Source organism: Enterobacter cloacae complex sp. BZL2005, assembly GCF_049238885.1.
Lineage (GTDB): Bacteria > Pseudomonadota > Gammaproteobacteria > Enterobacterales > Enterobacteriaceae > Enterobacter > Enterobacter roggenkampii.
Genome location: NZ_JBMKGI010000002.1, coordinates 311899 through 334611 on the forward strand (window position 1 = coordinate 311899; position 22713 = coordinate 334611).

The 22713-nt window shown below is 44.3% G+C and carries 21 protein-coding genes; 8 read left to right on the forward strand and 13 right to left on the reverse strand.

The genetic code is table 11. From position 1 onward, the window contains the following. Positions 1-5 precede the first annotated feature (5 nt). From hisD to ACOTXI_RS06065, 8 genes are all read left to right on the forward strand, one after another. A complete protein-coding gene (gene hisD, locus ACOTXI_RS06030; RefSeq protein WP_045419028.1) occupies positions 6-1310 on the forward strand; it encodes a histidinol dehydrogenase in 1305 nt (434 codons plus the stop codon). Beyond that, positions 1307-2368 (forward strand): histidinol-phosphate transaminase, encoded by a 1062-nt coding sequence (gene hisC, locus ACOTXI_RS06035; protein ID WP_023325608.1) that lies wholly within the window; start codon positions 1307-1309, stop codon positions 2366-2368. The genes hisD and hisC overlap by 4 nt, the downstream gene beginning before the upstream one ends. Beyond that, positions 2365-3432 (forward strand): bifunctional histidinol-phosphatase/imidazoleglycerol-phosphate dehydratase HisB, encoded by a 1068-nt coding sequence (gene hisB, locus ACOTXI_RS06040; protein WP_058654132.1) that lies wholly within the window; start codon positions 2365-2367, stop codon positions 3430-3432. Before hisC ends, hisB begins: the two co-directional genes overlap by 4 nt. Beyond that, the gene (hisH, locus tag ACOTXI_RS06045) at positions 3432-4022 is read left to right on the forward strand and encodes an imidazole glycerol phosphate synthase subunit HisH (protein WP_021241433.1); all 591 of its coding nucleotides are present in this window, start codon (positions 3432-3434) and stop codon (positions 4020-4022) included. Before hisB ends, hisH begins: the two co-directional genes overlap by 1 nt. Beyond that, on the forward strand, positions 4022-4759 hold the full coding sequence (gene hisA, locus ACOTXI_RS06050; protein ID WP_058654133.1) for a 1-(5-phosphoribosyl)-5-[(5-phosphoribosylamino)methylideneamino]imidazole-4-carboxamide isomerase: 738 nt from the start codon (positions 4022-4024) through the stop codon (positions 4757-4759). Before hisH ends, hisA begins: the two co-directional genes overlap by 1 nt. Beyond that, positions 4741-5517 (forward strand): imidazole glycerol phosphate synthase subunit HisF, encoded by a 777-nt coding sequence (hisF, locus tag ACOTXI_RS06055; protein ID WP_058654134.1) that lies wholly within the window; start codon positions 4741-4743, stop codon positions 5515-5517. The genes hisA and hisF overlap by 19 nt, the downstream gene beginning before the upstream one ends. Beyond that, a complete protein-coding gene (gene hisIE / locus ACOTXI_RS06060; RefSeq protein ID WP_058654135.1) occupies positions 5511-6122 on the forward strand; it encodes a bifunctional phosphoribosyl-AMP cyclohydrolase/phosphoribosyl-ATP diphosphatase HisIE in 612 nt (203 codons plus the stop codon). The genes hisF and hisIE overlap by 7 nt, the downstream gene beginning before the upstream one ends. A gap of 142 nt (positions 6123-6264) precedes the next feature. Then, the gene (locus ACOTXI_RS06065; RefSeq protein WP_058654136.1) at positions 6265-7269 is read left to right on the forward strand and encodes an NAD-dependent epimerase; all 1005 of its coding nucleotides are present in this window, start codon (positions 6265-6267) and stop codon (positions 7267-7269) included. Positions 7270-7321: 52 nt separating this feature from the next. Here ACOTXI_RS06065 and ugd read toward each other — a convergent pair whose 3' ends face one another. From ugd to rfbD, 13 genes are all read right to left on the reverse strand, one after another. Then, positions 7322-8488, reverse strand: coding sequence for a UDP-glucose 6-dehydrogenase (ugd, locus tag ACOTXI_RS06070; RefSeq protein ID WP_021241437.1), 1167 nt, complete (start codon positions 8486-8488; stop codon positions 7322-7324). 231 nt (positions 8489-8719) lie between these two features. Beyond that, positions 8720-10126 carry an NADP-dependent phosphogluconate dehydrogenase gene (gene gndA, locus ACOTXI_RS06075; RefSeq protein WP_058654137.1) on the reverse strand — a complete coding sequence of 469 codons (1407 nt, stop codon included), beginning with the start codon at positions 10124-10126 and terminating at the stop codon, positions 8720-8722. 110 nt (positions 10127-10236) lie between these two features. Further along, entirely contained in the window at positions 10237-11595 is a 1359-nt protein-coding gene (locus ACOTXI_RS06080) for a DUF2142 domain-containing protein (protein WP_008499447.1), read from the reverse strand. A 3-nt stretch (positions 11596-11598) separates the two neighbouring features. Next, a complete protein-coding gene (locus tag ACOTXI_RS06085; RefSeq protein WP_008499446.1) occupies positions 11599-12570 on the reverse strand; it encodes a glycosyltransferase family 2 protein in 972 nt (323 codons plus the stop codon). After that, a complete protein-coding gene (locus tag ACOTXI_RS06090) occupies positions 12560-12982 on the reverse strand; it encodes a GtrA family protein (RefSeq protein ID WP_032622657.1) in 423 nt (140 codons plus the stop codon). The genes ACOTXI_RS06085 and ACOTXI_RS06090 overlap by 11 nt, the downstream gene beginning before the upstream one ends. Continuing rightward, a complete protein-coding gene (locus ACOTXI_RS06095) occupies positions 12979-14025 on the reverse strand; it encodes an acyltransferase family protein (protein ID WP_008499445.1) in 1047 nt (348 codons plus the stop codon). Before ACOTXI_RS06095 ends, ACOTXI_RS06090 begins: the two co-directional genes overlap by 4 nt. Positions 14026-14140: 115 nt before the next feature. Beyond that, positions 14141-16366 carry a glycosyltransferase gene (locus tag ACOTXI_RS06100; protein WP_087855404.1) on the reverse strand — a complete coding sequence of 742 codons (2226 nt, stop codon included), beginning with the start codon at positions 16364-16366 and terminating at the stop codon, positions 14141-14143. Next, the gene (locus ACOTXI_RS06105; protein WP_032622656.1) at positions 16363-18177 is read right to left on the reverse strand and encodes a class I SAM-dependent methyltransferase; all 1815 of its coding nucleotides are present in this window, start codon (positions 18175-18177) and stop codon (positions 16363-16365) included. Before ACOTXI_RS06105 ends, ACOTXI_RS06100 begins: the two co-directional genes overlap by 4 nt. After that, positions 18170-19459, reverse strand: a complete 1290-nt coding sequence (locus ACOTXI_RS06110) for an ABC transporter ATP-binding protein (RefSeq protein ID WP_008499441.1) — start codon at positions 19457-19459, stop codon at positions 18170-18172. Before ACOTXI_RS06110 ends, ACOTXI_RS06105 begins: the two co-directional genes overlap by 8 nt. Next, positions 19449-20258: an ABC transporter permease gene (locus tag ACOTXI_RS06115; protein ID WP_008499440.1), complete on the reverse strand. Its 810-nt coding sequence runs from the start codon at positions 20256-20258 to the stop codon at positions 19449-19451. Before ACOTXI_RS06115 ends, ACOTXI_RS06110 begins: the two co-directional genes overlap by 11 nt. A gap of 70 nt (positions 20259-20328) precedes the next feature. Further along, on the reverse strand, positions 20329-21255 hold the full coding sequence (locus tag ACOTXI_RS06120) for a glycosyltransferase family 2 protein (RefSeq protein ID WP_008499439.1): 927 nt from the start codon (positions 21253-21255) through the stop codon (positions 20329-20331). A gap of 2 nt (positions 21256-21257) precedes the next feature. Further along, complete coding sequence (gene rfbC, locus ACOTXI_RS06125; protein WP_008499438.1) at positions 21258-21806, reverse strand: dTDP-4-dehydrorhamnose 3,5-epimerase; 549 nt, start codon at positions 21804-21806, stop codon at positions 21258-21260. 13 nt (positions 21807-21819) lie between these two features. After that, positions 21820-22710, reverse strand: coding sequence for a dTDP-4-dehydrorhamnose reductase (gene rfbD / locus ACOTXI_RS06130; protein ID WP_008499437.1), 891 nt, complete (start codon positions 22708-22710; stop codon positions 21820-21822). Positions 22711-22713 lie beyond the last annotated feature (3 nt).

The following is a 22713-nucleotide window of genomic DNA, read 5'->3' on the forward strand; positions in this document are numbered from 1 at the left end:
TGGCCATGAGCTTTAACACAATCATCGACTGGAATACCTGTAGCGACGCACAGCAGCGCGAGCTGCTGATGCGCCCGGCGATTTCCGCTTCCGAGAGCATCTCACGTACCGTGGCGGAGATCCTGGATAACGTCAAAGCCCGCGGCGATGACGCGTTGCGTGAATACAGCGCGAAGTTTGATAAGACGGACGTCGGCGCATTACAGGTTACCGAGCAGGAAATCATTGATGCCAGCAATCGCCTGGGGGATGACATCAAGCAGGCGATGGCCGTTGCGGTGAAAAACATTGATACCTTCCACACCGCGCAAAAGCTGCAGACCGTGGATGTCGAAACCCTGCCCGGCGTGCGCTGCCAGCAGGTGACGCGCCCGGTTGCGTCCGTCGGCCTCTATATTCCCGGCGGCTCTGCCCCGCTTTTCTCCACCGTGCTAATGCTGGCGACTCCCGCACGCATTGCCGGGTGTCAGAAAGTGGTGCTGTGCTCGCCGCCACCGATTGCCGACGAGATCCTGTACGCGGCGAAGCTGTGCGGCGTGCAGGCGGTCTATAAAGTGGGCGGCGCGCAGGCGATATCCGCCCTGGCGTTCGGCACGGAATCCATTCCCAAGGTCGATAAAATCTTTGGCCCGGGCAATGCGTATGTGACCGAGGCTAAGCGTCAGGTCAGCCAGCGTCTGGACGGCGCGGCCATCGATATGCCTGCCGGCCCGTCTGAAGTGCTGGTGATTGCCGACAGCGGCGCAACGCCAGATTTCGTCGCGTCTGACCTGCTTTCCCAGGCGGAACACGGCCCGGACTCGCAGGTTATCCTGCTGACGCCGGATGCCGATATGGCGAAACGCGTGGGCGAAGCCGTGGAGCGTCAGCTTGCCGACCTGCCCCGCGCCGACACGGCACGCCAGGCGTTAGCGGCCAGCCGTCTGATTGTGGCGCGCGATCTCGAGCAGTGCATTGCCATTTCTAACCAGTACGGTCCGGAGCACCTGATTATTCAGACCCGCAATGCGCGCGATCTGGTCGACAGCATTACCAGCGCGGGCTCGGTGTTCCTCGGCGACTGGTCACCGGAATCCGCGGGCGATTACGCCTCCGGCACCAACCACGTGCTGCCAACGTATGGCTATACCTCAACCTGTTCCAGCCTGGGGCTGGCGGATTTCCAGAAACGCATGACCGTGCAGGAACTCTCCCGCGAAGGGTTTGCCTCACTGGCGTCCACTATTGAAACCCTGGCCGCCGCCGAGCGCCTGACCGCTCACAAAAACGCCGTTACGCTGCGCGTTGCAGCCCTGAAGGAGCAAGCATGAACATTGAAGAATTAGCCCGCGAAAATGTCCGTCGCCTGACGCCCTATCAGTCTGCGCGTCGTCTGGGCGGTAAAGGGGATGTCTGGCTGAACGCCAACGAATATCCAACGGCGGTGCAGTTTGAGCTGTCGCAGCAGACGCTGAACCGCTATCCGGAATGTCAGCCGAAGGCGGTTATTGAAAACTACGCGCAGTACGCTGGCGTGAAGCCAGAGCAGGTGCTGGTCAGTCGCGGTGCGGATGAGGGCATTGAACTGCTGATCCGTGCCTTCTGCGAGCCGGGCAAAGACGCGGTAATGTACTGCCAGCCGACCTACGGCATGTACAGCGTCAGCGCGGAAACCTTCGGGGTGGCGTGCCGCAACGTGCTCTCACTGGAGAACTGGCAGCTGGATCTGCAGGGGATTGCCGACAATCTCGAAGGCGTAAAAGTGGTGTTTGTTTGCAGCCCGAACAACCCGACCGGGCAGATTATTAACCCGCAGGATATCCGTACCCTGCTGGAGATGACGCGCGGAAAAGCCCTGGTGGTCGCGGACGAAGCCTACATCGAGTTCTGCCCGCAGGCGACGCTGGCTGGCTGGCTGGAAGAGTACCCGCACCTGGTGGTACTGCGTACGCTGTCAAAAGCCTTTGCTCTCGCGGGTCTGCGCTGCGGATTCACGCTGGCAAATAAAGAGGTCATCGACCTGCTGCTGAAGGTGATCGCCCCGTACCCCCTCTCGACGCCGGTTGCCGATATTGCGGCACAGGCGCTGACGCCTCAGGGGATTAACGCGATGCGCGAGCGCGTGGCGCAAATCCTGGAGGAACGTCAGTACCTGGTGACCGCCCTGAAGGATATCCCGTGCGTGGAGCAGGTGTTCGACTCGGAAACCAACTACATCCTGGTGCGCTTTACCGCTTCCAGTGCCGTATTTAAATCTTTATGGGATCAGGGCATTATCTTACGAGACCAGAATAAACAACCTTCTCTGAGCGGATGCCTGCGCATTACCGTCGGCACCCGTGCAGAGAGCCAGCGCGTGATTGACGCACTGAAAGCGGAGAAAGTATGACCCAGAAGATCCTTTTCATCGATCGTGACGGCACCCTTATTTCGGAGCCCCCAGCTGATTTTCAGGTCGACCGATTCGACAAGCTGGCGTTTGAACCTGACGTGATCCCGGTGCTGCTTAAGCTGCAAAAAACCGGGTACAAGCTGGTGATGATCACCAACCAGGACGGTCTGGGTACCGACAGCTTCCCGCAGGCAGACTTTGACGGCCCGCATAATCTGATGATGCAGGTGCTGACCTCGCAGGGCGTGGTGTTCGATGAAGTGCTGATTTGCCCGCACATGCCAGCCGACGAGTGCGACTGCCGTAAGCCAAAGGTGAAGCTGGTCGAGCGCTATCTGGCGGAGGATGTGCTGGATAAGACCAACAGCTATGTTATCGGCGATCGCATTACCGATATTACGCTGGCGGAGAACATGGGCATCGCGGGGCTGCGCTATGACCGCAACAACCTTAACTGGGCGATGATTGGCGAGCAGCTGACAAAACGTGACCGCTACTCGCACGTTGAACGCAACACCAAAGAGACGCAAATTGATGTGAAGGTCTGGCTGGACCGCGAAGGCGGCAGCAAGATCCACACCGGCGTGGGTTTCTTCGACCACATGCTGGACCAGATTGCCACCCACGGCGGTTTCCGCATGGAGATCGCGGTAAAAGGCGACCTCTATATTGACGATCACCACACCGTGGAAGATACCGGCCTGGCGCTGGGTGAAGCCCTTAAGCTGGCGCTCGGTGATAAACGCGGCATTAACCGTTTTGGCTTTGTCCTGCCGATGGACGAGTGTCTGGCGCGCTGCGCGATGGATATCTCCGGTCGTCCGCACCTGGAATACAAAGCAGACTTCAATTACCAGCGCGTGGGCGATCTGAGCACCGAAATGGTGGAGCACTTCTTCCGTTCATTGTCCTACACCATGGGCCTGACGTTGCACCTGAAGACCAAAGGCAAGAACGACCACCACCGCGTGGAGAGTCTCTTCAAGGCCTTCGGCCGCACGCTGCGCCAGGCAATTCGCGTGGAAGGCGACGCCCTGCCCTCATCAAAAGGAGTGCTGTAATGAACGTGGTGATTCTGGATACCGGATGCGCCAACCTGAACTCAGTAAAGTCGGCCATCACCCGCCACGGCTACGAACCGGTGGTCAGCCGTGACCCGGACGTGGTGCTGCGTGCCGACAAGTTATTTCTGCCGGGCGTAGGCACTGCGCAGGCGGCGATGGATCAGATTCGCGAGCGCGAGCTGGTCGATCTGATCAAAGCCTGTACCCAACCGGTGCTGGGCATTTGCCTGGGTATGCAGATCCTGGGCCGCCGCAGCGAAGAGAGCAACGGCGTTGACCTGCTGGGCATTATCGACGAAGACGTGCCGAAAATGACCGACCACGGTCTGCCTCTGCCGCATATGGGCTGGAACCGCGTGTACGCCAAAGCGGGCGACAGGCTTTTTCGCGGCATTGAAGATGGCGCGTATTTTTACTTCGTGCACAGTTACGCTATGCCGGTGAACGTCAATACCATCGCCCAGTGCACTTACGGCGAGGCGTTTACCGCAGCCGTACAGAAAGACAATTTCTTCGGCGTACAGTTTCACCCGGAGCGCTCGGGCGCCGCGGGCGCGCAGCTGCTGAAAAACTTCCTGGAGATGTGATGATTATTCCCGCGTTAGATTTAATTGACGGCACGGTTGTCCGTCTTCATCAGGGCGATTACGGTCAACAGCGCGACTACGGAAAGGACCCGCTGCCGCGCCTGCAGGATTATGCCGCTCAGGGTGCACAGGTGCTGCATCTGGTCGATTTAACGGGTGCGAAAGATCCGGCGAAGCGCCAGATCCCGCTGCTTAAAAATCTGGTTGCCGGTGTTGATGTGCCGGTACAGGTCGGCGGCGGCGTGCGTACGGAAGATGACGTGGCGGCGCTGCTGGACGCGGGCGTGGCGCGCGTGGTGGTCGGTTCAACCGCCGTCAAAGATCCTGAGACGGTGAAGGGCTGGTTCCGCCGCTTTGGCGCCGACGCGCTGGTGCTGGCGCTGGACGTGCGCATTGACGAACAGGGTAATAAACAGGTGGCGGTCAGCGGCTGGCAGGAAAACTCCGGCGTGACGCTGGAGGCGCTGGTCGAGATGTATCTGCCCGTTGGCCTTAAGCACGTGCTGTGTACGGACATCTCGCGCGACGGCACGCTGGCGGGTTCCAACGTTTCTTTATATGAAGAAGTTTGCGCCCGTTATCCGCAGGTGGCGTTCCAGTCATCTGGCGGCATCGGTGACTTAGCCGATATCGCTGCGCTGCGCGGAACGGGGGTACAGGGCGTGATTGTGGGCCGGGCCCTGCTGGAAGGTAAATTTACGGTGACGGAGGCGATTCAATGCTGGCAAAACGGATAATCCCTTGCCTGGACGTACGTAACGGCCAGGTCGTGAAAGGCGTGCAGTTCCGCAACCACGAGATCATTGGCGACATCGTTCCGCTGGCAAAACGCTATGCCGATGAAGGCGCAGATGAGCTGGTGTTCTACGATATTACCGCGTCCAGCGATGGCCGCGTAGTCGACAAAAGCTGGGTCGCTCGCGTGGCGGAAGTGATCGATATTCCGTTCTGCGTGGCGGGGGGGATTAAATCCGCCGACGACGCCGCCAAAATTCTCTCGTTTGGTGCCGACAAGATTTCCATCAATTCCCCTGCCCTGGCCGACCCGGAGCTGATCACCCGCCTGGCCGATCGTTTTGGCGTGCAGTGTATTGTGGTTGGGATCGACACCTGGTATGACGCCGCAACGGGCAAGTACCACGTCAATCAATACACCGGAGATGAAAGCCGCACGCGCGTGACGCAGTGGGAAACGCTCGACTGGGTGCAGGAAGCGCAGAAGCGTGGCGCGGGCGAGATTGTCCTCAACATGATGAACCAGGACGGCGTGCGTAACGGGTATGACCTCGAGCAGCTGAAAAAAGTCCGTGAGGTCTGCCACGTTCCGCTGATTGCCTCCGGCGGCGCGGGCACCATGGAACACTTCCTCGAAGCCTTCCGCGATGCGAACGTAGACGGCGCGCTGGCCGCTTCCGTGTTCCACAAACAGATTATTAATATTGGTGAGTTAAAAACGTACCTGGCCGACCAGGGCGTGGAGATCAGGGTATGTTAACAGAGCAACAACAGGCGCAGCTGGACTGGAATAAAACGGACGGATTACTGCCGGTGGTTGTCCAGCATGCCGTCTCAGGCGAAGTGCTGATGCTGGGGTATATGAACCAGAACGCGCTGGCGAAAACGATCGACAGTGGCAAAGTGACGTTTTACTCCCGCACGAAACAGCGCCTGTGGACCAAAGGGGAAACCTCGGGTCACTTCCTGAACGTGGTCAGCATTACGCCGGACTGCGATAACGACACCCTGCTGGTACTGGCAAACCCCATCGGTCCGACCTGCCATAAGGGCACCAGCAGCTGCTTTGGAGAGGCGAGTCACCAGTGGCTGTTCCTGTACCAACTGGAGCAGCTGCTGGCGGAGCGTAAATCGGCGGATCCGGAGAGTTCTTATACCGCGAAGCTGTACGCCAGCGGAACCAAGCGTATTGCGCAGAAGGTGGGTGAAGAAGGCGTTGAGACAGCGCTGGCCGCGACCGTGCATGACCGCGAGGAGCTGACGAACGAAGCGTCTGACTTAATGTATCACCTGCTGGTGCTGCTGCAGGATCAGGAGCTGGATTTGACGGCGGTGATTGAGAATTTACGTAAAAGACATAAATAAACACCCTACCGGGGGAGCTCGCGCCTCCCCTTTTCCTTTAATAAAGCAGTTATCATTCCTTCCGCGAGCGGGTATCATCAGCCGATAGTGTAACGCACGATTTTATGCGTTAAGAGTTACTCATTTAACATTGAGGTTGAAGATGAAATTTCTGGTCACCGGCGCTGCCGGCTTTATCGGTTTCCACGTCAGCGAGCGCCTGTTGCAGGCAGGGCATCAGGTTGTAGGAATTGATAACCTTAATGACTATTACGATGTCAATCTGAAGCAAGCACGACTGGATCTGCTTACGTCCGACAATTTCACTTTCCATAAGCTGGATCTGGCGGATCGCGAAGGGATGGCCTCGCTGTTTGCTACTGAGAAATTTGACCGCGTGATCCACCTCGCCGCGCAGGCTGGCGTACGTTACTCTCTGGAAAATCCGCACGCTTACGCGCAATCAAACCTTATCGGCCATCTCAACGTACTGGAAGGCTGCCGACACAACAAGGTGCAGCATTTACTGTATGCTTCTTCCAGCTCTGTTTACGGCCTGAACCGAAAGATGCCTTTCTCCACCGATGACTCGGTTGATCACCCGGTTTCCTTGTATGCCGCGACGAAAAAATCCAACGAACTGATGTCGCATACCTACTCTCATCTTTACAATCTGCCGACGACCGGCCTGCGCTTTTTCACCGTGTATGGGCCATGGGGCCGTCCGGACATGGCGCTGTTTAAATTTACTAAGGCCATGATTGAAGGCAAAAGTATTGATGTTTACAACTATGGCAAGATGAAGCGCGACTTCACTTATATCGATGATATTGTTGAAGCTATTATTCGCCTGCAGGATGTTATCCCTCAGGCCGATGCGAACTGGACCGTTGAAACAGGGTCCCCGGCGACCAGCTCTGCGCCGTACCGTGTTTACAATATTGGCAACAGTGCGCCAGTAGAGCTGATGGATTACATCACCGCGCTGGAAGAAGCGTTAGGCAAAGAAGCGGATAAAAATATGATGCCTGTTCAGCCAGGTGACGTGCTCGAAACAAGCGCGGATACCACGGCGCTCTATGACGTGATTGGGTTTAAGCCGAAAACGTCGGTGAAGGAAGGCGTGAAGAATTTTGTGGACTGGTATCGCAGTTTCTACAAGGTCTAAAAAAACAAAACCCGGCGAATGCGCCGGGTTTTTTATGCGTTACGGGCAGTAATCAGTCGCTGCCGAACAAATCGCGGGTATACACTTTATCCGCAACGTCCGCCAGCTCTTCCGCCATGCGGTTAGAGATGATCACGTCCGCCTCTTTCTTGAATGCATCCAGATCGCGCACCACGCGGGAATGGAAGAACTCATCTTCCTTCATTACCGGTTCATAAATAATGACCTGTACACCCTTGGCCTTAATGCGCTTCATGATGCCCTGGATGGAAGATGCACGGAAATTATCGGAGCCACTTTTCATAATCAGGCGATAGACGCCTACCACTTTCGGCTGACGGGAAAGTATTGAGTCAGCTACAAAATCTTTGCGGGTCCGGTTGGCATCAACAATCGCCGAGATGATGTTGTTAGGAACAGACTGATAGTTAGCCAGCAACTGCTTAGTATCTTTCGGCAGGCAGTAACCGCCATAGCCAAACGACGGGTTGTTATAATGATTGCCGATACGTGGATCCAGGCAAACGCCTTCGATAATTTGACGGCTATTCAACCCCAGGCTCTCTGCATAGCTGTCCAGCTCGTTAAAGTATGCCACACGCATGGCAAGATACGTGTTAGCAAAAAGCTTAATGGCTTCCGCTTCGGTCGAATCGGTGAACAGCGTTGGAATATCTTTTTTGGTCGCCCCTTCCTGGAGCAGCGCGGCAAATCGCTCGGCGCGCTCTGAACGCTCGCCAATAACGATGCGTGATGGGTTCAGGTTGTCGTACAGCGCACGCCCTTCACGGAGAAATTCCGGGGAGAAGATGACATTATCAATGCCGTACTTTTCTTTAACGGACTGGGTAAAACCAACCGGGATGGTGGATTTAATGATCATCACCGCGTTCGGGTTGATTTCCGTAACATCGCGGATCACCGACTCAACGCTCGAGGTGTTGAAGTAGTTGGTTTTAGGATCATAGTCGGTCGGTGTGGCGATAATCACATAGTCCGCCCCACGGTAAGCATCCTGCTTGTCAGTGGTTGCGCGGAAGTTTAGCGGCTTCGTTGCCAGATACTCTTCAATCTCTTTATCTACAATCGGGGACTGCTTCTTGTTAAGCATGTCCACTTTAGCCTGCACGATATCCAGCGCAACCACTTCGTGGTTCTGAGCAATCAAGATACCGTTGGAGAGACCTACATAACCTGTACCGGAAATTGTTATTTTCATTCGCGAATAACTTCTGTAAGTGAGCTGTAGAGATGACCGCAGGGCCATCACGATAATCAATAACTGTAGGGCTTTTTACCTCCTGCCTTGTGGGAGTGTCAAGGCGAAGCCTCAGGAATAGCCCGTCCAGGTACAACATTCAGACTACTTCGAATATGTGGTTGTGATTTTGGTGAAAAAAAACCCGGAGAATATCTCCGGGTTTATATAACAACCTGAGGCTAAATCAGATTAGTCCAGCCATTCCGTGTGGAACACACCTTCTTTATCTGTACGCTTATAGGTATGCGCACCGAAATAATCACGCTGAGCCTGAATGAGGTTAGCCGGCAGTACCGCAGCACGATAGCTATCGTAGTAGGCTACTGCAGCAGAGAAGGTCGGAACCGGGATACCGTTCTGCACAGCGTAGGCAACCACGTCACGCAGCGCCTGCTGGTATTCGTCCGCAATTTTCTTAAAGTACGGTGCCAGCAGCAGGTTGGCGATACCAGCGTTTTCAGCATAGGCATCGGTGATTTTCTGCAGGAACTGCGCGCGAATGATGCAGCCCGCGCGGAAGATCTTCGCGATCTCACCGTAGTTCAGATCCCAATTGTTCTCATCTGACGCCGCACGCAGCTGAGAGAAGCCTTGCGCGTAAGAAACGATTTTACCCAGGTACAGTGCACGACGCACTTTCTCAACGAACTCCGCTTTATCACCTGCTGATTTAGCCTGTGGGCCAGACAACACTTTAGATGCCGCCACGCGCTGCTCTTTCAGGGAAGAGATGTAACGCGCGAAGACAGATTCGGTGATCAGAGACAGTGGTTCACCCAGATCCAGAGAGCTCTGGCTGGTCCATTTACCGGTGCCTTTGTTCGCTGCTTCATCCAGAATCACATCAACCAGGTATTTACCCTCTTCATCTTTTTTCGTGAAGATATCTTTGGTGATGTCAATCAGGTAGCTGTTCAGCTCGCCTTTGTTCCACTCGGTGAAGGTTTCAGCCAGCTCTTCATTGGAGAGGTTCAGACCGCCTTTCAGCAGGGAGTATGCTTCCGCGATCAGCTGCATATCGCCGTATTCGATGCCGTTGTGCACCATTTTCACATAGTGACCCGCACCATCCGGACCGATATAAGTTACACACGGCTCGCCATCTTCTGCAACAGCAGCGATTTTGGTCAGAATAGGCGCAACCAGTTCGTATGCTTCTTTCTGGCCGCCAGGCATGATAGATGGGCCTTTCAGCGCGCCCTCTTCACCACCAGAAACACCGGTGCCGATGAAGTTGAAGCCTTCAGCAGACAGTTCACGATTACGACGGATGGTGTCCTGGAAGAAGGTGTTACCGCCATCAATGATGATGTCACCTTTTTCGAGGTAAGGCTTCAGGGAGTCGATAGCTGCATCAGTACCCGCGCCCGCTTTCACCATTAACAGGATACGACGAGGGGTTTCCAGAGATTCAACGAATTCTTTAACCGTATAGAAAGGGACCAGTTTCTTGCCTGGGTTCTCGGCAATCACTTCTTCGGTCTTATCACGGGAGCGGTTGAATACGGAAACGGTATAGCCACGACTTTCGATGTTGAGCGCCAGGTTGCGCCCCATCACTGCCATACCGACAACACCGATTTGTTGCTTGGACATTATAAACTCCTGTCAGGTGTGGTTACGAAGACTGAAAAACAGGCTCCAAAGTAAAACTGAATATAGTGTACGACAAAAACTTGCTATTCAATAGTAATGATGCTGACCAACTATCTGATTAACATTCTTATTATGATTGCTATATTTGTAACAGCAGGAATGACGAAGGTGGTTAATGATAAAATCTGTTTTAAGTCATTATTTATCAGATTAGACATGCTGATCGCCAGCAATGAAACCACTAAAATGGGCAAAATCGGAAGTAAATAACGCCCCTGAAAGCCGAGTAAATTATCATATGCCACTGGGTTATAAGTAAGATATAACGGCAATGAAAGAACAATTCCAAAAATAAAGAACAACATTAAGGAGAATGCAAAGCAACTTGTGCGAGAAACACATGAAAAGTTATTGGGCACATTAAAATGTGGATTTGTTAAGCATGCAAAGAAAAGATTCACCAATAACAACCAAAATGCAATTATCATATACATGCCATTTAGGCCATAATGTAATGGGAGAATAGTTGAGTAAAGTTGTTTAACATCAAACACAGTTGATAAAGAAAGTGAAATAAAGTAAAGTGGATTCCTCAACACAAAACAAATTTGTTCGAGCGGTACAGCACCATTACCTAAATAAACCAAACTTTTGTCAGTAAACTTTACCCAAACAATACTCGTTCCAACTGCAAGAAGTACACATCCCATTAAAAGCAAAGTACTCCGGATTAAAGAATTCCTAAAAACCATGAAGCCATTACAGCAAAAATGTAGCACCAATGGAGTTATAGTAATCATTGAATATCCTACCTTACTATTCCCTATGGCAAAGGCGAGAAGGTAAAGTAATATCCATTCTTTTCGTTTTATCAGCGACGCTCTACTATAATCAAAACTCAATATATAGAATATAAAACATAGACAAAGCGCCAGAGTTAAAGCATCAGCACTGACTGAAGCCCATAGAGATAAAGCCATGGGTAACATAGCCAAAATAAGTAGGACTGATACCGAATGTTGCCCAAGCAAAACTCGAGAGCTAAAAAAATAAATTAAAAACAAACAAGAAAAGCCGTTTACAATACGCATAAAATAAACGGAATGCTCAACACTTAAATGCATGAGCTTCGATACAGATAAAGAAATCGCCAATGGCAGGTACGGAAGCGGGGGGTAAGTGCCAGCAGAATTTATAGATTTCACCATACAATTCGCATCTAAGCTTTCACTTTCAGGTTGGTACCAAGCAATTAAAAAATGTTTTTTTGCTGCTGAAAAATAATCTTGGCAATTAATACCAACACCAATATCCCCTTCACGATTTATCAAATGAAAATGGGATACTTCATAGGCTCGCAGGAAATGAGCCCCTTCATCTGGATTGCCGAAAGGTTTTTTTAATAAAGAAAATGCGACAACAACAATAACTAAGAATATAAAAATAATCCGTTGTGATTTAATACCCATATATCACTCCAGACTTTCTGCCAATGGACGTTGTGGTTGCGTATGCATATCATAAGAGAGGAACGATAGAAATAATTGCACACCAATAATTATTGGCATCGATGCAAGCATTACGGTACCGCTCGATGCAACAGTGTCAGAAATTATGGAATTATACCATTCTGAAAGACCGAAAATAATACCAAATGACATCATTAAAATACTTAATGGTAATTGAACGGATGCAACAGAGAAATCTCTCAGATAATATTTATAAAAGATTCTCTTGATTGAGTTTTTAATATGACCTTTCATAAATTTAAAGAGTATATCTGATATTTTTAAGTTTGATATTTCGTCTGCATAAACTGATTTCATTGGAATATCAATCACGACAGCGTTAATGGTACCCAAACGGAAAAGAATATCTGACTCAAAAAAATATCGCTCAGAAATCTTATCGAGATTTAATAGTTTGAGAACATTCAAATTAATTGCTGTATAACCATTAGTAGGGTCGAAGAGATCCCAATAACCGGAAGATATTTTCTGCATGAAAGACAATCCAAGATTACCTAATAATCTTATTTTGGGCATCGACTTAACATCTTCTGGGTTATAAAATCGGTTTCCCTTTGTATAATCAGCTTTATTTGACAATATTGGATCACTAAAATGATGCAATATGCTAGGATCCATCTGATTATCACCATCTATCTTTACTGCACAGTAATGACCATCTAAAATAGCTTGCTTATAACCACTTAAAACAGCAGCACCGACACCTTTGTTGACTTCATGGAAGATCACTTTTACACGCGGATCTAAACAGTTAGCCTGAACATAATTCCCAGACATCTCCGGACAACAGTCATCAACAACATAAATTGCACTTACATTTTGCTCAATACGGTTTATGACATCAAGAATATGCTTTTTAACTTTATAAGTTGGAATTACAACAGCTATAGTTTTTTGTATCACGTTATTTTCCATTATTGAACACCCAGAATTTAGAAATAAAGAAACTTATAACAAACAACAATGTTTCCGTTGCTATTTTGGCTATTAATGTATGCAGCGGCAAAAATGAAATATTAAGAGAAATGAATTTTAAAAAAACCATCAACAAAATATTACTAAGTAGCGTCATGAAAACCCAGAACAATGCAAAACGGAAGTATACTTTTATTAAATAACGAACCTCAAGACACCTTTGATATTTAAATGTATACCGATAATTTAAATAACACCCGAGGCATGCAGCCAATGCACGTGATAAGATATTTGCATAAGTTACTTTGACATCAACCAAAACAAAAAATTGTAATAATGCTGTGTCTACAAAGAACTGAATAACACCAACATTAAAAAAAACAAAAATTCTGTCGAAAGTTTTCAAGTTCATTTATAAAATCTTTTTTCTATGAGCGTGTATGACAAAGCTGAAATACCCAAGATCACTATCAGCGATATTAACTCGGGCCAAAATTGTCCGAGATTGTTTGATGGAAGTGAGTTTTTAATATTCAAAAATATTGGCAAATGATACAAATAAATACTATAACTGATAGTTCCTATATAACAAAAACCGGACCAATGACATAGTTTTACAAAGATATTATTACGTTCAAAAACAATAAAGGAGGCGATAACACTAGCGATACCAACCGCGAGAAAAGTTCTCGAAAAAATGACTGTTGAGGCTGATGTCCAGAACTGAGGGCCTATATGTTTTACGTGAAAAACAAATACTGACACTATCAGCAATCCACTCATAAACAAGAATGTTCCAATATAATTATTTTCAAAGAATTGTCGTTTTGTTGTCCACAATTTCGCCAGAAGGACTCCACAGGCAAATTCATCGAGCATTCCCGGAAGTTGTGTTGTCCATATAAACATCATCATTGGATCTGCTTTAACAATATAAAAACAATAAGCACGCCAGCACCATGAAATGACAAACCACAGCGCAATGTAATAATAAATCTTTTTATCACTTTGTATGATTTTATAACTTAAAGCCATGAGGATGTAAAACATGAATTCAACGCCTAAAGTCCAATAGACGCCATTAATACTGCCATGGAAACGTGCATCAAATGAATGTAAAAAAAGCAGGTGAACAGCAATATGTGTTATACCATTTGTAGTAACTAAAAAATAAGAAGATGCCAACGCCACAAGCACGAGCATCGAAAAATAGTAAGCTGGCGCTATTCTCAAAAAGCGACGTTTGAGGTATTTTAATGTATCCCAGGGCTTCGACTTGATGACACTAATACCTATGAATAACCCACTGAGGACAAAGAAAATATCAACCCCAATCCAACCCCACGTAAACAATCTTGTAATAAAAGATACTTGCAATACCTCCATGTGATAGAGAACGACAAGCATTGCCGCGACGCCACGTAGGACATTCAGGCTGATTAATTTATCTTTCATGAACCCTCAAGACTCAAAATGTTTTATTTTTAACGAAATCATTTATAACAAGCATAAGTTCGCATAAAATTATTTATTATCATAAAAAACAACAGCCTTACGGCTGTTGTCATTTTTATTTTTTATTTATTATTTCATGCATGGGTTTTCTTGAGAGATATCGCTTCAACTTCTTTTGGATGTTAATAGGTATGAATTTCACCAATCTAGCAAGTAATTTTATCCTCATGGACATCCATAATAATAATAATATCCGTTCTTTTATACTTGCCGTTTTTTCCGTATTCTTGTGCAATATTGAGTGATTAATTAAAATCTCCGACAACTGGAGAGCATTATCTCTCTTATCATATTCCATAATATTTTTATTACTCAGCAAAGACAAATACATTTCTGAATAATAGTTTTCAGATACCTCATGAGCTACATGCTTGAAAACATTGCTCACTTTGCAGTCATAAAAGTCAGGCTGTTGCAGCATAAACTCCTCAAACATTGATACTAACTGCTCGACAGAACTATCCCAATCAATAACTTTAGCTAAGTGATTAGCTGTAACCCGCTCGGTGAATGCTCCAATATTAGGAACAATGACTGGATAACCATTTTGAATCGCCAAACTAAGAGTATAACTATATGTTTCAGGCCACAGAGCCGGATACCAAACCACATCAGGCGAGATGTTATTTACCAACTCGATTGCATGTTCTTCATTATAAGGGCCGTGTATAATAACTGAACTATCAAGTTGACGATAAGCATACCCCAAGAGGTAAAATTCAATATTTTTTTTGCGGAGAGCTTTAGCAACTTTTTCTAGATTATCAGCGCCTTTCTCCTTGCTTAACGCACCAATAACAAGGACTTTAAGCTTGTCACTTTGGTTGCATTTTTTTATATTATTAATTTTATTCTTAGCATAAAGCTCATGATCTAGATGGTAAGCGACACGCGACCTTTTTTTGAGCTGTGGCATAAATTGAATAAAACGACTATAACAGTCGATTGATGGAAAAATTACTTCATCAGCTTTATTGAGCCATTCTTGATAACTATTAGATTGTAATAAAAATGATTTTTGTTTATTATTATAATTTTCTACAACTACATTATCACCAATGAACAAGCCATTCTCATCAGTTAATGTTGGGTTAGATGATAATAAGAAATAATCATGAATCGTAATCGCATATTTGACTTGTAATTTATTCGGAAGTTTTAAAATTCTTTCATTGAATCCCAAAGTATGGTGAAAATGTACAAGACTTATGCCAACTCGTTTCAAGAAATCCAGTAGCTTTTGATAATCTTCAACTCCAAAGGAGAATTCATATTTGTTACTATGAGAAGATAAATCGATCCTAATATTGACATCACCATCTGTTGCACCTGGTGTTAAGAGAAGGAAATGCACATTACCTTTGTAAAATTTTGCCATTTCGGCAATATGTTTTTTAACACCGCCACCAAGTTTGTGTGAAACTAATAAAATCGTTGGCAATTGACTTTTGGTAAGCAATGACAAATATGTTTGTATTCTAGAGTAATGCGCAGGATCTTGTTCTATAAAACGCATTACGTCATGAGTATACTGTGGATGCAGCTCATTTAATAACTCCATAGCGCGTTCCTTACGTGGGTTCTGCTCATCGGCAAAACTCACGCCACCTTTATGATACACAAAGGTGTCTAAGGCATGAACATTTTTCCATCCTTTCTTAATCGCACGTTGGCACCAGTCGTTTTCCTCACCATAGCCACGCCCAAAGGTTTCTACATCGAGTAAACCTACATCCTCAATTGCCTCACGCTTCAAATACATACAAAAACCGACACCCGTAGGTACTTCCACATAATTTGCTTTGGAGGAACTATTTGCAACGCTAGAAAATGTTTTATCGATGAGATCTACGGACATTCCTGCAAAGAGCACATTGTCTTCACAGAAATTAGGGAAACTACAAATAGTTGCATTATTTGAGTAAGGCGTTACTGTAGCTATTTTGTCATTTGAATGAGCAATTTTCCGCAATCGCTCTACCCAATCATTTACAACTTCCACATCGCTGTTTAGAAAAATGACATCAGTATCATTATGATAAGTCATCCCTCGATTAGTCGTACCTGTGAAACCTAAATTACTTTCATTTTCTAACAGAATGAAACCATAATTTTTGGCAGTTATTCTTAAGTACTCAGTCAACTCTGGCTCAGGACTGCAGTCGTTAATTAAAATAACATTGACGAGATCTTTATCGATACTGCTATGAACAGTTTCAATTGCCGCGACCGTCTCATCCATTCCTCTGTAAATAGGAATGACTATATCGATTTTTCTCATTTTAAGATATTCCTAGCTTTTTTTGTTACTTTAATAACGGCTCTTGCCAAGATAGATTTTCTTATTTCTAAAAGCTCATTTTTGAAATAATCCCTCTCTTCAGCAAGTTTTTCCAAGAGGTCATGATGTTCATTAATTACAGCTGCATCTAATGCTATCTTATTACGTAACTCATTAATTATCTGAAGATGCTTAGGATGCAGCTCCATCACCCGTTCAGGTATTTTACATATTAATGACGAAAATTGAACATCTGAGCCATTAATTTTATTTAAAAAACCTCTTTCTTTTTTCTGAACATTAGAAAGAAGATTGGCATCAAAATCAATATTGATACTTTTCAAAAGTGCACTTGCTATTTCAGCAGGAGATATCTCTAAAGGATGAATTGTTTTGAGATTAACAAGACTCCAATAGACACCTCGGTAAGCCATCCAGGCGAGGGATACACGTTCATTAATACACCACTCTTGATCAAATATGAAAACACTGTCGCTCAAAAATTTCACATTAAATGGAGTGAGATCGATTAAATTGCCTGGTATTGTATTATTTTCATCCGCTTTTGTGAGTAGAAGATTGAACCAGTGTTTGTAATAAATCATGAAGGAATCTAAATTTTTATATATATTCCATTCTTGCTCTAATTCATTCTGTAGACTTTTACCTGAAACATACTCTTGTTCAAGATCAAGAAGTACAATGTCATTCTGTGGTTTACATTTATTTATCTTACTTTTAGATACAGTAATACTTTGACCGTCATGATTAAATCTTGTCTCTGTAACAAATGCGCTATTGCGATGGCAATTATAATACGATGCAATGATATTCTTCTGAAATATAGTATCATTACTTTTTCCACCGCTGATATCACTATATTCGGCAACTATTAAAAATGAGTTAGACAAATCTTGTGCGATATCATTTTTGCATAGCTCAGGCCATACTAATGATTCTTCAAAAACACGCCCAGTTCTGCCAGAATAATCCCTTGATTGTATAGAACTCAGCAGTTCTTGAGAGATATTTGCTTCATTAAAGCTTTCGTCATCAAGTATAAGTACTGGTAATTTATAATCAGGAAATGGATAAAAGAACTTTGTGCTCAAAAAACCATTAGCATTAAGTAATTGTTTAATTTCTTTTTTGCCAAATGTAATAGGTGAAACTTTTTTATACCTATTTTCAATACTAAGATTTATTTCATCAAGATGGTCTTCTGCACATCCATTGAAATATTTCAGCCCCAATTTGTTCTCTATCGCAACAACAAGTTTTCCAGATGGCTTAAGGTATTTTTTAGCTATTTCGAGGTAACTCTGAATAGGATCACTGGCAGATGAAAATAAAGGTGCATATTCTAGAACTCCAATGAATAAAACCCAGTCATATTTTTTCTCACTTTCATATTCAAGAAAATTATCTACATGGATTTTTACGTTTTCTAATTCGCGACAACGCTCTCCAGCAATTCTAGCGCGAGAGGAAGTCCCCTCAATAGAATCAACTATCGCGCCAATCTCGCCTAAATATCTGGTCATGGCCCCGCATCCACAACCTAATTCCAGGACATCTTCTCCAGCCTGAATATTCAAGGGGCGAAGCAAACAATGACGCTGCCTTGAGAAATGATATTCAGTTGGCCAATCAGTGATTTTTTGCGCAAGCTCATTTGACCAAACACTCTTATCATTGAGATTAAGAACTATTTCATAAAGTCTATTTTCAGTATCCGAGCCATCAGAGTAATTGATAGATGACGAGTCATTTTTCTCATAGAAATTATATTTTTTGTTTTTTTTATACATTGAGCTCACTCGCTTCAACTCCTCTCAGTAAATCTACAACACCATAAGATTTAGTTTTCGATTCGACTCTAATATTTATTGCATCATAGCGACGTTCTATTGGAACAATTTCATCGTTTATCTCAGTAACAACACCAAGAGAAATCACATAGTCACCAGTACAGAGTTCTGGTTTCAATCTAAATGCACATTGGATAATTTGCCCTGCACTCACACTCTTAAGAGATGCATCATCAACCGATGCACGGGTGTTGGTACCAAAAATAGTAATTCCATCTACGGATTTAAGTGTAAAGCCTATAATTACGTTTAAGAAGCTTTCAAAAAATTCGACTTCAAAACAAAATACCAGATCAGCATGATTATCGAATATAATAGGGTTTCTTTTTTCGCCCTGCTGTATATCAAAGTTAATTATCTGTGCTTGCCTATTACCCCATCGATGCTCATGATTATTATAATAAATAGCATCTGATAACTCTCGTCTTTCAAAACTAGTGCCTAATGCTTTAAGCTTTGTCGGTTCTTCGTTTTTCCCAAAAAGGAGTTCCAAATATTTGTTTGCAATAATACTTGACTCCCCTATTGCCAGCATCTCACCCTGCTCAATCAACACAGCGCGGTCGCAGTGCCTCGTAACCTGTTCCGTCGAATGTGTTACAAGGAGAACAGTTGTTCCTTTAGATTTAAGTTCATTGATTCGCCTAAAACATTTTGACTGGAACCGAACATCGCCAACAGCAAGGGCCTCATCAATAATTAAAATGTCCGGATCAACAGAAGAAGCAATTGCAAAAGCCAGGCGCATAAACATTCCGCTTGAGTAGTTTTTAACTGGCTGCTCAATAAAGTCGCCAATGTCCGCAAAATCGAGAATGCTATCGAACCTTTCTTCTAGTTCTTTTTTAGTTAAACCTAAAATGGCGGCGTTAATATAAACATTTTCCCTGCCGGTGAATTCAGGATTAAAGCCAGCCCCTAGCTCCAACAATGCAGATAGTCGTCCATGAACTTCTATTTTTCCGGATGTGGGAGTAAGTGTTCCACAGATAATTTGCAACAATGTAGACTTACCTGCGCCATTACGGCCAAGAATGCCAATTGATTCCCCTCGTTGTGCCTCAAAAGAAATACCTTTAAGAGCATGAAATTTTTTGACAGTAGAGGAATCTTTGAGCCCAAATACATCGCGAGAAAATTTCGCAAGTTTTTGGAACTGATTTTTGTAAATATTATACGATTTGCAAACATTATCAATTTTTAAAGTTGTTCTATATAACATCAGCAAACCCTTTTTTTGTTCTATCAAAAATAATTAGCCCCAGAGCAGCAATTGCAAATGTACTAACTAATGATATTATATAATGAAGATAATTGGGATGGTTGCCATAAATTAGGACATTTCGAAATTCTTCGATGAAGTATGTCAGCGGATTTAAATATATGATTGTCTGAAGTCTTTCAGGTAGCATTGAAACTGGATACAAAATTGGTGAAGCAAACATTAGCATTGCTGTCAATATACCCGTAAGGTGAATAACATCCTTAAAATAGACACCAATAGCTGAAATAATCCAACTGATACCCGCGAGTAAAAAAATAAATGGTATAATCAGAGGGAACAAATACAATATATTAAGTGATATACTGTGAGTTATAATTACTTTCGCTATTACAAGCAAAACAAATCCAATACCAGCCTGAAACGTCGCACTTCCTACAATTACCCAAATTAATGACTCAAGAGGAAACACGACCTTTTTAACATAATTTGAATTATTTTGCATGAGTCCCGGCGTTCGATTCAAACATTCAGCTAATTGCGCATGAAGTATCATGCCAGTGTATAAAATTAACGCATACATGTCTCGTGGTAATTCTTCACCTTTTCCCCAGCGAGCCTGAAATACATATGAAAACACAAATGTATAAAGAGCAAGCATTATCAATGGAGTAATAACAGACCATGCGAGTCCAACTGTTGACCCCCTGTATCGCTGTAAAATATCACGTTTTGTTAGCTGATAGATTAAATTATAATTAGCAAATAAGCTTTTATATAACTTATTGAAAATCGACATTAATTTTTCTCTTTGCTTAAAGATTTATCCCACAAGCACAACATCAAAAATCAGAATTGCTCATAAAACACTATATTTTTTTTAATAACAGCGCCACATAAAAAGCAATACTTTCTAAAACACTTTGTCTGTATAAGCCAACACTGTGAGCATTTACCATTCTGCTAATAAAAGATGCCGTTCTTATATAATTAAATTTATCAATTAATATTTTGCTTTCTTCTGTAAGATGCCCATTTAATGCCTTCAAAAGTAAAATGTTTTTATCTATGCTTGGCCGCAAACTACCAGAGAAAAGTAATTTAAACCTTAATATTCTTGCTGACAGTAACCTGTTAGCACCAACTATATTTCCAGAATGTTGTCGATATTTTACTGTCGAAGTTGAATCATAGTAGACGTAACCACCACATGCACAGACACATTGATATATCCACCAATCATGTGATGGAACTAGTATACTTTCAGGAACCTTAGTTATAATTTTTCTTGCCGCGTGATTTATCAGCATGGTATTACCGCCAGCAATGCTTTGGATTAGCGCATTTTTAAGTGTGGCAGCTTTACTGAAATTGTATGAATAACCAATTGTAATATCTTGTTCATCGATTAACTCAGTTCTCGAGCAGTATAATGCAGGAGTCTGTGACTTGCTACTGAGGGCCGATAGACTTCTTTCTAATTTATCCGAATTCCAAATGTCATCCTGATCGCAAAAAGCATAGTAATCAGAAAAAATACAGTGGTTGTATATTAAGGAAAGAAAGTTTCTTGCAAAACCCTGGCCGGGTCCATCTAGTATGACCAAACGGTTTTTTCCTAATTTTTTCTGGTAATGCCTCAGAATTTCTATTGTTCTGTCGCTGGAACCATCGTCAGAAACGTAAATATCCCAGTGTGTATAAGTCTGGTTTATTATTGAATCTAACTGTTTTTTTAAAAATTCTTGTCCATTATACGTGCAAAGTAAAATGGTAACTTTCGGCTGATGTGTCATTATCAACAATAAATATCTGCTTTTTTTAACGTTACGGCACAAGCATCTTTTTGAGAAAGCTGAATATTATCTACTAATGGCCATTTAATACCAATATCAGAATCATTCCAGATGATGCTTCTTTCAGAGGTTGGACAATAATAATTGGTGGTTTTATAAACAAACTGTGCTTTTTCACTTAATGTTAAGAATCCATGAGCAAAACCTTCAGGGATCCACAATTGCTTTTTGTTATCTTCACTCAAGATAATTCCGACCCACTTTCCAAATGTTGGAGAGTCCTTGCGTATATCGACTGCAACATCAAAAACTTCACCTTCAATGCAACGCACCAGTTTACCTTGTGCATTCGGTTCAAGTTGATAGTGTAAGCCTCGCAAGACGCCGCGCTGTGACTGGGAATGGTTGTCCTGAACAAAATCAATATTGGAACCAACAGCTTCATCAAAAATTTTCTTATTGAAGCTTTCAAAAAAGTAACCTCGAGCATCACCAAATACTTTAGGTTCGATAATCAATACATCGGGAATTTCTGTTTTAATAATATTCATATATGCACTCGAATTATTTACCAAGAGTTTCTTTTACTACACGCACAACGCCTGTCTTCCAGTCCGGTAATGATACATTAAATACCTGCTCAAACTTACGGTTGCAAAGACGTGAGTTTAATGGCCTTTTCGCAGGAGTAACATATGAAGATGTTGATACACCGTTAACCTTTTTAACATTCAAACTTTCGCCATTATATTCAGCTGTTTCAAAAATAAGATTGGCAAAATGGTACCATGTGGTTTCACCGCTTGCGACTAAATGATAAATTCCATAATTGGCATTTTCTGACATAACTTTGTGGATAGCTAATGACGTACAATCCGCAATGAGTTCAGCTCCTGTAGGAGCCCCAAACTGATCGTTGATTATTGAAAGTTCTTCTTTTTCACCAGCTAGACGCAGCATTGTTTTTATAAAATTTGCACCACGTGTTGCGTAAACCCAACTTGTTCGAAAAATCAGATGCCTAGGATTATTATTAATAATGGCCAGTTCACCTGATAATTTCGTTTCTCCATAAACATTTAGTGGTCCAGTTTTTTCATCCTCACGTCGAAAATGCGAACCACTTCCATCAAAAACATAATCTGTGGAGTAATGAACTAATAGTGCATTAATATTTGCCGTTTCTTTAGCAATTATATCAACAGCATCGGCGTTCAAAGACTGGGCTAATCCAACGTCGCTCTCTGCTTTATCTACTGCAGTATGAGCTGCAGCATTGACGACAACATCCGGTTGAACTCGGCGAATCGTTTCTGCTATTCCTGAAAGGTTTGTCAGATCTCCACAAAGCTCATTATCAAAATAATCAATTGCTATCAGCTCACCCAGAAAACATAGCGAACGTTGAAGTTCCCAACCAACCTGCCCATTCTTCCCAATCAATAAAATTTTCATTTT

Bases quoted from the DNA above. Each gene is read 5' to 3' on its own strand.
- ACOTXI_RS06090 (WP_032622657.1), bottom strand. From the start codon at position 12,982: ATGAACTTGAAAACTTTCGACAGAATTTTTGTTTTTTTTAATGTTGGT.
- ACOTXI_RS06065 (WP_058654136.1), top strand. From the start codon at position 6,265: ATGAAATTTCTGGTCACCGGCGCTGCCGGCTTTATCGGTTTCCACGTC.
- ACOTXI_RS06080 (WP_008499447.1), bottom strand. From the start codon at position 11,595: ATGGGTATTAAATCACAACGGATTATTTTTATATTCTTAGTTATTGTT.
- ACOTXI_RS06105 (WP_032622656.1), bottom strand. From the start codon at position 18,177: ATGTATAAAAAAAACAAAAAATATAATTTCTATGAGAAAAATGACTCG.
- ACOTXI_RS06115 (WP_008499440.1), bottom strand. From the start codon at position 20,258: ATGTCGATTTTCAATAAGTTATATAAAAGCTTATTTGCTAATTATAAT.
- hisIE (WP_058654135.1), top strand. From the start codon at position 5,511: ATGTTAACAGAGCAACAACAGGCGCAGCTGGACTGGAATAAAACGGAC.
- rfbD (WP_008499437.1), bottom strand. From the start codon at position 22,710: ATGAAAATTTTATTGATTGGGAAGAATGGGCAGGTTGGTTGGGAACTT.
- gndA (WP_058654137.1), bottom strand. From the start codon at position 10,126: ATGTCCAAGCAACAAATCGGTGTTGTCGGTATGGCAGTGATGGGGCGC.
- hisA (WP_058654133.1), top strand. From the start codon at position 4,022: ATGATTATTCCCGCGTTAGATTTAATTGACGGCACGGTTGTCCGTCTT.
- hisF (WP_058654134.1), top strand. From the start codon at position 4,741: ATGCTGGCAAAACGGATAATCCCTTGCCTGGACGTACGTAACGGCCAG.
- hisB (WP_058654132.1), top strand. From the start codon at position 2,365: ATGACCCAGAAGATCCTTTTCATCGATCGTGACGGCACCCTTATTTCG.
- hisH (WP_021241433.1), top strand. From the start codon at position 3,432: ATGAACGTGGTGATTCTGGATACCGGATGCGCCAACCTGAACTCAGTA.
- rfbC (WP_008499438.1), bottom strand. From the start codon at position 21,806: ATGAATATTATTAAAACAGAAATTCCCGATGTATTGATTATCGAACCT.
- hisC (WP_023325608.1), top strand. From the start codon at position 1,307: ATGAACATTGAAGAATTAGCCCGCGAAAATGTCCGTCGCCTGACGCCC.
- ACOTXI_RS06120 (WP_008499439.1), bottom strand. From the start codon at position 21,255: ATGACACATCAGCCGAAAGTTACCATTTTACTTTGCACGTATAATGGA.
- ACOTXI_RS06085 (WP_008499446.1), bottom strand. From the start codon at position 12,570: ATGGAAAATAACGTGATACAAAAAACTATAGCTGTTGTAATTCCAACT.
- ACOTXI_RS06095 (WP_008499445.1), bottom strand. From the start codon at position 14,025: ATGAAAGATAAATTAATCAGCCTGAATGTCCTACGTGGCGTCGCGGCA.
- ACOTXI_RS06100 (WP_087855404.1), bottom strand. From the start codon at position 16,366: ATGAGAAAAATCGATATAGTCATTCCTATTTACAGAGGAATGGATGAG.
- hisD (WP_045419028.1), top strand. From the start codon at position 6: ATGAGCTTTAACACAATCATCGACTGGAATACCTGTAGCGACGCACAG.
- ugd (WP_021241437.1), bottom strand. From the start codon at position 8,488: ATGAAAATAACAATTTCCGGTACAGGTTATGTAGGTCTCTCCAACGGT.
- ACOTXI_RS06110 (WP_008499441.1), bottom strand. From the start codon at position 19,459: ATGTTATATAGAACAACTTTAAAAATTGATAATGTTTGCAAATCGTAT.